9 protein-coding genes are annotated in these 6,705 nt (G+C 68.1%); 5 read left to right on the plus strand and 4 right to left on the minus strand.

What is annotated here, in order from left to right; translation table 11 throughout:
- Positions 1-96: 96 nt before the first annotated feature.
- Positions 97-879 (minus strand): hypothetical protein, encoded by a 783-nt coding sequence (locus ACFVXC_RS28615; protein WP_389910593.1) that lies wholly within the window; start codon positions 877-879, stop codon positions 97-99.
- Between the two features lie 123 nt (positions 880-1,002).
- Here ACFVXC_RS28615 and ACFVXC_RS28620 point away from each other — a divergent pair, with 123 nt between their 5' ends.
- The 3 genes from ACFVXC_RS28620 to ACFVXC_RS28630 all read left to right on the plus strand — a co-directional run bounded on the left by ACFVXC_RS28620 (position 1,003) and on the right by ACFVXC_RS28630 (position 3,396).
- Positions 1,003-1,800: an ABC transporter ATP-binding protein gene (locus tag ACFVXC_RS28620; RefSeq protein WP_389910596.1), complete on the plus strand. Its 798-nt coding sequence runs from the start codon at positions 1,003-1,005 to the stop codon at positions 1,798-1,800.
- An 83-nt stretch (positions 1,801-1,883) separates the two neighbouring features.
- The gene (locus ACFVXC_RS28625; RefSeq protein ID WP_389910599.1) at positions 1,884-2,312 is read left to right on the plus strand and encodes an NfeD family protein; all 429 of its coding nucleotides are present in this window, start codon (positions 1,884-1,886) and stop codon (positions 2,310-2,312) included.
- Positions 2,313-2,457: 145 nt separating this feature from the next.
- Positions 2,458-3,396, plus strand: coding sequence for an SPFH domain-containing protein (locus tag ACFVXC_RS28630; RefSeq protein ID WP_389910602.1), 939 nt, complete (start codon positions 2,458-2,460; stop codon positions 3,394-3,396).
- Positions 3,397-3,463: 67 nt separating this feature from the next.
- Here the strand turns inward: ACFVXC_RS28630 and ACFVXC_RS28635 are convergent, their stop codons facing one another.
- The 3 genes from ACFVXC_RS28635 to ACFVXC_RS28645 all read right to left on the minus strand — a co-directional run bounded on the left by ACFVXC_RS28635 (position 3,464) and on the right by ACFVXC_RS28645 (position 5,525).
- Positions 3,464-3,970, minus strand: coding sequence for an HNH endonuclease (locus ACFVXC_RS28635; RefSeq protein WP_389910604.1), 507 nt, complete (start codon positions 3,968-3,970; stop codon positions 3,464-3,466).
- A 154-nt stretch (positions 3,971-4,124) separates the two neighbouring features.
- Complete coding sequence (locus ACFVXC_RS28640) at positions 4,125-4,664, minus strand: YbhB/YbcL family Raf kinase inhibitor-like protein (protein ID WP_383283783.1); 540 nt, start codon at positions 4,662-4,664, stop codon at positions 4,125-4,127.
- A gap of 78 nt (positions 4,665-4,742) precedes the next feature.
- Positions 4,743-5,525 carry a sporulation protein gene (locus ACFVXC_RS28645; RefSeq protein ID WP_389910607.1) on the minus strand — a complete coding sequence of 261 codons (783 nt, stop codon included), beginning with the start codon at positions 5,523-5,525 and terminating at the stop codon, positions 4,743-4,745.
- A gap of 166 nt (positions 5,526-5,691) precedes the next feature.
- Between ACFVXC_RS28645 and ACFVXC_RS28650 the strand changes: the two genes are divergently transcribed.
- Positions 5,692-6,333, plus strand: a complete 642-nt coding sequence (locus ACFVXC_RS28650; protein WP_389910610.1) for a DNA-3-methyladenine glycosylase — start codon at positions 5,692-5,694, stop codon at positions 6,331-6,333.
- Between the two features lie 128 nt (positions 6,334-6,461).
- On the plus strand, positions 6,462-6,705 hold a 244-nt coding region (locus tag ACFVXC_RS28655; RefSeq protein WP_389910613.1), incomplete at its 3' end, for a hypothetical protein.

Consider the following 6,705-nt stretch of genomic DNA (forward strand, 5'->3'; position numbering starts at 1 on the left):
AGCCACGACGGTCCCGCAGTCAGCGACGTCCCCGCAGTACACAGGACCTGGACACCCGGGTGCCCCGGATGTCGGTCACGCGCCCCTTCAGGGGCCTCAGCCCCGCTCCCGCTCCTCCACATAGGCGTTGTACGCGGCCACCTGCGCCCGCCGAGCCGTCCGCTCCACCGGCCGGAGCGCCTCGCCGCGCGCGGCCATCTCCGAGGCGCTCACGGCCCCGCCATGGCCGTTCTCGTACGCCACCGAGATCAGCAGGCCGACCCGCTGAGCCAGCTCCAACACCCGTACCGCACGTGGCGGATATCCCGGTGCGAGTGCCTCGCGACCCCGCTCGGCCCGCGCCCGGTACGCGTCAACCGCCGCCTCGGCGACCGGCCCCGAGCCCGCGACGTCGAGCCGCGACAGCACCTCCGTCGCATCCCGCAGCGCCTCGGCCAGCTCACGTTCCGCCTCGCTCAGCGAGGGCACATCGGCGGGCGGCGCCTCCCGTACGGGCAGGCAGTGCCAGAGGACCTCCACATGCACATCGCCGACGGGCCCCGCCTCGGACACCTCGGGCACCAGGCCGTACGGCGCGCCGTAGGCGACGACCGCCTCCTGCGCCTCGAGAGCCCGCGCGTTGAAAGCGGGCGGCCCGCACAGACCGAGCGGATGCCCGGGCGCGGGCAGCGCGACCCGGAGCCCGGTCACCCCGAGCGTGCGCAATCTTCCGAGGGCGAGCGTGAGACCGACGGGCCCCGCCTCGCCGGGAAGACCTTCGACCCGGTGTACGGCGTCGTCGCCGACCGTCGCGAGCACCGCGTCATCCGGTGAGACAAGTCCGGCAAGAAGGGCATTTCCCCATGCTGCCAAGCGTCCTGAGCGTGGTTCCGAGAGCATGCGTACAGCCTAAGGACCGGGCTAAGCACTGGAGCGCTCGACCGGTGGCGTAGGTTTTCTCCCAGGGGACTGCGTCCACAGGCGCAAGCGACAGCCGAGACTGCAATGGGAGACAACGCGCTCATGAGCGATGTACTGGAGCTGGAGGACGTATCCGTTGTCCGCGAGGGCCGGGCTCTGGTGGACCAGGTCTCCTGGTCGGTCAAGGAGGGTGAGCGCTGGGTCATCCTCGGACCGAACGGCGCGGGCAAGACGACCCTCTTGAACGTCGCGTCAAGCTACCTCTACCCGAGCACCGGCAACGCCACCATCCTCGGCGAGACCCTCGGCAAGCCCGGCACGGACGTCTTCGAGCTGCGCCCGCGCATCGGCGTCGCCGGAATCGCGATGGCCGAGAAGCTGCCCAAGAGCCAGACCGTGCTCCAGACGGTGCTCACGGCCGCGTACGGCATGACCGCCGGCTGGAACGAGGACTACGAGGACATCGACGAGCAGCGCGCCCGCGCCTTCCTCGACCGCCTCGGCATGACCGACTACCTGGACCGCAAGTTCGGCACCCTCTCCGAGGGAGAGCGCAAGCGCACCCTGATCGCGCGCGCCCTGATGACCGACCCCGAGCTGCTCCTCCTGGACGAGCCCGCCGCAGGCCTCGACCTCGGTGGCCGCGAAGACCTCGTACGCCGACTCGGCCGCCTCGCCCGCGACCCGATCGCCCCCTCGATGATCATGGTCACGCACCACGTCGAGGAGATCGCCCCCGGCTTCACCCACGTCCTCATGATCCGGCAGGGCAAGATCCTCGCCGCGGGCCCGCTGGAGCTCGAACTGACCTCCCGCAACCTCTCCCTCTGCTTCGGACTGCCCCTGGTGGTCGAGGAGCGGGGCGAGCGCTGGAGCGCCCAGGGCCTCTCGCTCCGCTGACACCGGCGCGCACGGCCGGGCCCGCTCCGGCCGGGAGATCACGTGCCCTGTGCGGGAAGAGCTCGCGGTCCTACCATGAACATGTGGACATCGACGCATGGGTGTGGTGGCTGATCGGCGCCGCCGCGCTCGGAATCCCGCTCGTACTGACCGCCATGCCGGAATTGGGCATGCTCTCCGTGGGCGCCGTGGCGGGCGCAGTGACCGCGGGTCTCGGCGGCGGCACCGTGCTCCAAGTGGTCGTCTTCGCCGCGGTGTCGGTCGCGCTCATCGCGGTCGTACGCCCCGTGGCGGCGCGACAGCGCTCCCAACGGCCCGAGCTGGCCACGGGAGTGGACGCGCTGAAGGGCAGGACAGCCGTCGTCCTTGAACGGGTCGACGGCTCCGGCGGCCGGATCAAGCTCGCCGGCGAGATCTGGTCGGCCCGCGCGCTCGACACCGACCAGGCCTACGAGGCGGGACACGAGGTGGATGTCGTCGAGATCGACGGAGCGACGGCGATCGTCATGTGATGCACCACGGTGAATGCACCACGGTGAATGCACCACGGGGTGTGCGACGGTCTGACAGACTCGACCAGCAAGATCTTCACCGGTCCGCGTGCCGGCTCCGCGGATCTTTTGGGAACACCGAGCAAGAGGGGTACGGGGAGCAACGATGCAACCAATCATCATCGTCCTGATCATTCTGGTGGTGCTGGTCTTCATCGCCCTGATCAAGACGATCCAGGTCATCCCGCAGGCCAGTGCGGCGATCGTGGAGCGCTTCGGCCGCTACACCCGGACCTTGAACGCGGGCCTGAACATCGTCGTCCCGTTCATCGACTCGATCCGCAACCGCATCGACCTCCGTGAACAGGTCGTCCCGTTCCCGCCCCAGCCGGTGATCACCCAGGACAACCTCGTGGTGAACATCGACACCGTCATCTACTACCAGGTGACCGACGCCCGCGCCGCGACGTACGAAGTCGCCAGCTACATCCAGGCGATCGAGCAGCTCACCGTCACCACACTGCGAAACATCATCGGTGGCATGGACCTCGAGCGGACCCTGACATCCCGCGAGGAGATCAACGCGGCGCTGCGCGGCGTCCTCGACGAGGCCACCGGCAAGTGGGGCATCCGCGTCAACCGTGTCGAGCTCAAGGCGATCGAGCCGCCGACCTCCATCCAGGACTCGATGGAGAAGCAGATGCGCGCCGACCGTGACAAGCGCGCCGCGATCCTCCAGGCCGAAGGTGTGAGGCAGTCGGAGATCCTGCGCGCCGAGGGTGAGAAGCAGTCCGCGATCCTGCGCGCCGAAGGTGAGGCCAAGGCCGCGGCCCTGCGCGCCGAGGGCGAGGCCCAGGCGATCCGTACGGTCTTCGAGTCCATCCACGCCGGAGACGCGGACCAGAAGCTCCTCGCGTACCAGTACCTCCAGATGCTCCCGAAGATCGCCGAGGGCGACGCGAACAAGCTCTGGATCGTGCCCAGCGAGATCGGCGACGCCCTCAAGGGCCTCGGCGGCGCGTTCGGCAACTTCAACCCCACGGGCGGCGGTTCGGGCGGCAACGCCCCCGCCACCGAACGCCGCGAACAACCGCCGATCGACTGACGCAGGAAACCCCCGCGCCCGAAGGGGCGCGGGACACTGCGCACTCAGCCAAGAACAACCCGCACCGCTACGCGGCAGGCGCCGCCAGCCAACCCGGCAGCGTCGCCAGTTCGTCCCTGCCGAGCGACAAGAGCATCGCACCCGCAGGTGTCGGCTCGAAGGGCTGCCGCAACAAGGGCATCCCCGCCTCCTCAGGCGTACGGTCCGCCTTGCGGTGATTGTCCATCGCGCACGAAGCGACCGTGTTCAGCCAGGAGTCCGCACCCCCCTGCGCCCGCGGCACCACGTGGTCCACGGTGGTCGCCCGCCTCCCGCAGTACGCGCACCTGTGCTGGTCCCGCACGAGAACACCGCGCCGCGACCACGGAGCCCGTCTTCGGAAGGGCACCCGTACGTACCTGCAGAGCCTGATCACCCGAGGCACCGGTATCTCGACCGCCGCGGCGCGCACACGGAGTCCGGGGTGGGCCTCCTCGACGACGGCCTTGTCGTTGAGGACCAGCACGACGGCACGGTTCAGCGTCACCGTCGACAGCGGCTCGAAGCTCGCGTTCAGCACCAGCGTGTCCCGCATTTCGCCCACCTCCCGTATGCACACCGACCCACCCCCTGGCGGGCTGGGATCAACTCTGGCCGGGCACGCCGAGATGGACAACGCAATAAAAAATGCCCGCCCCTGATCAATTCCATGACCAGGGGCGGGCAAACGTCCGGTGAACGCTGGACGCTCAGCTGTCGGCGGGAGCCGCGTACTCGGCGAGCACCTGCGCGCGCCCGAGCGTGTGGAACCGGAGGTTGAAACCGATGGCGGCAGGCGAAGTGTCGGAGTCGGGCCCGAGCTTCTCCTGATCGACCGCGTACACGGTGAACACGTAGCGGTGCGCCGGGTCACCGGGCGGCGGCGCAGCGCCACCGAATTCCTTCGTCCCGTAGTCGTTCCGCACCTGCACCGCGCCCTCGGGCAGCCCCTCGAACTTGCCGCTGCCCGCGCCGGTGGGCAGTTCCGTCACCGACACCGGGATGTCGATGACGGACCAGTGCCAGAACCCACTGCCCGTGGGCGCGTCAGGGTCGAAGCACGTCACGGCGAAGCTCTTGGTCTCCGGCGGGAAGCCCTCCCACCGCAGATGCGGCGAGGTGTTCCCTGCCGCATGGACCTGAGCGTCCTTAAGGACCGCCCCCGGCTCGAAATCCTCGCTCACGACCGTGAACGACGGCACGGGCGGATGGAAGGCGTGGGGAAGCGGCGGCCTCTTGAGCTCGGTCACGTCGGCACCTCCTGGTTGGTTCCTGCTGGGCGGTAGCTCTACGGCTCTTCCGTGACGAGCCTAGAACCCCATTCGAGCCTAGAACCAGTTGCGCTTGCTGCCGACCTGGGACAGCCATTCGTTGAGGTACGCCGCCCAGTCCGTCCCCTGGAAGTCGGCGAGACCGACCTGGAACGACCGGAACGAGTCGCTGCCCTCGCTGAAGAGACCCGGCTTCTTGTCCATCTCCAGGATGACGTCCATCTCGCGGTCGTCGGCCACGAAGCTCAACTCGACCTGGTTCAGACCGCGGTACTGCTGCGGCGGGTAGAACTCGATCTCCTGGTAGAACGGCAGCTTCTGCCGCGTGCCACGGATGTGACCGCGCTCCATGTCCGCGCTCTTGAAGCGGAAGCCGAGCTGGATGAAGGCGTCCAGGATGGCCTGCTGCGCCGGCAGCGGGTGCACGTTGATGGGATCCAGGTCACCGGAGTCCACGGCCCGCGCGATCTCGAGCTCCGTGGTCACACCGATGTTCATCCCGCGCAGCTGCTGCCCGTCGATGGAGGTGACCGGCGTCTCCCAGGGGATCTCGAGCCCGAACGGCACCGCGTGCACCTGGCCCGCCTGGAGCGTGAAGGCCCCGCCGAGCCGCACCTTGGTGAACTCGATGTCCTGCTTCGTCTCCTGGTCGTTGCCCTCGACCTCTACCCGCGCCTGCAGACCGACGGACAGACCCTCGATCTCCTGGTCCACGGACCCGCCCTGGATGCGCACCTCACCCTGGACGACACCACCGGGTACGACATTGACCTCGGTCAGCACCGTCTCCACCGAAGCACCACCGGCACCCAGGCTCGCAAGCAGCTTCTTGAACCCCATGACTCTCCATCCCCCAGGCCCGGCCTGTGGTTCGACTCGTCTCGACTTGAATCCTTGATCCATACAAACGCGGTGAACCCACGTCCGGTTCCGCGCCTCAGCCTGACAATCCGCTCAGCCGGTGACCACCCACCTGGCCAAACTGTCTCCAGTAGTCTCGGACGCCATGATCGAGGCCCCTGACCGTACGCCCCTGACCCCCGACTTCTTCGAGCGCCCTGTCATCGATGTGGCCCCGGATCTCCTGGGTCGCATCCTTGTACGCAGCTCACCGGACGGCCCGATCGAGCTGCGCCTTACAGAGGTGGAGGCCTACGCGGGCGAGGCCGATCCGGGATCACACGCCTATCGCGGTCCGACCGCCCGCAACAGCGTGATGTTCGGTCCGCCCGGACACGCGTACGTCTACTTCACCTACGGCATGTGGCACTGCCTCAACGTGGTGTGCGGCCCCGAAGGCAAGGCGAGCGGGGTCCTGCTCAGGGCAGGGGAGATCACCACCGGCGCCGAGATCGCCCGCGGGCGTCGACTCTCGGCCCGCAACGACAGGGAACTGGCCAAAGGCCCGGCACGCCTCGCCACGGCCCTTGACGTGGACCGGAGCCTGAACGGCGTCGACTTCTGCGCGGGCCCGGACGCTCCCCTCACCCTCCTTACGGGCACCCCCGTCCACCCCGACCTGGTCAGCAGCGGCCCTCGTACGGGCGTCGGCGGCGAGGGCGCCGCCCACCCCTGGCGCTTCTGGATCCCCAACGACCCGACGGTCAGCCCTTATCGGGCCCATGCGCCCCGACGCCGCCGAACTTGACTCGGCCCTGGGCGGACCGTAATGTGGCCCGAGCCGCTTGACCCGGGTACGGCAATCTGCCAGCAGCCGGAAGCGGCCAACCACTACCTACGACTTCCCCTCAGCGGGGGCGCATTTCGCATGCTCGCATGCCGGAATTCGAACTCGCGGAACTCGATTATGAGTTGCAGAGGGAATCCGCTAACGTAGTGAACACGCCGAAAGGCAAAGGCCCCCAACGGCCACCGGAATTGAAATCCGAACCGGAAACGGAACGGAAATCGGATCTGGTAGAGTTGGAAACGCAAGAACAGCAAGAACAAAATGAAACACCGAAGGGAAGCGCCCGGAGGAAAGCCCGAGAGGGTGAGTACAAAGGAAGCGTCCGTTCCT

Origin of the sequence: Streptomyces sp. NPDC058257, assembly GCF_042881845.1 — a bacterium.
In the GTDB taxonomy this organism is placed as follows: domain Bacteria; phylum Actinomycetota; class Actinomycetes; order Streptomycetales; family Streptomycetaceae; genus Streptomyces.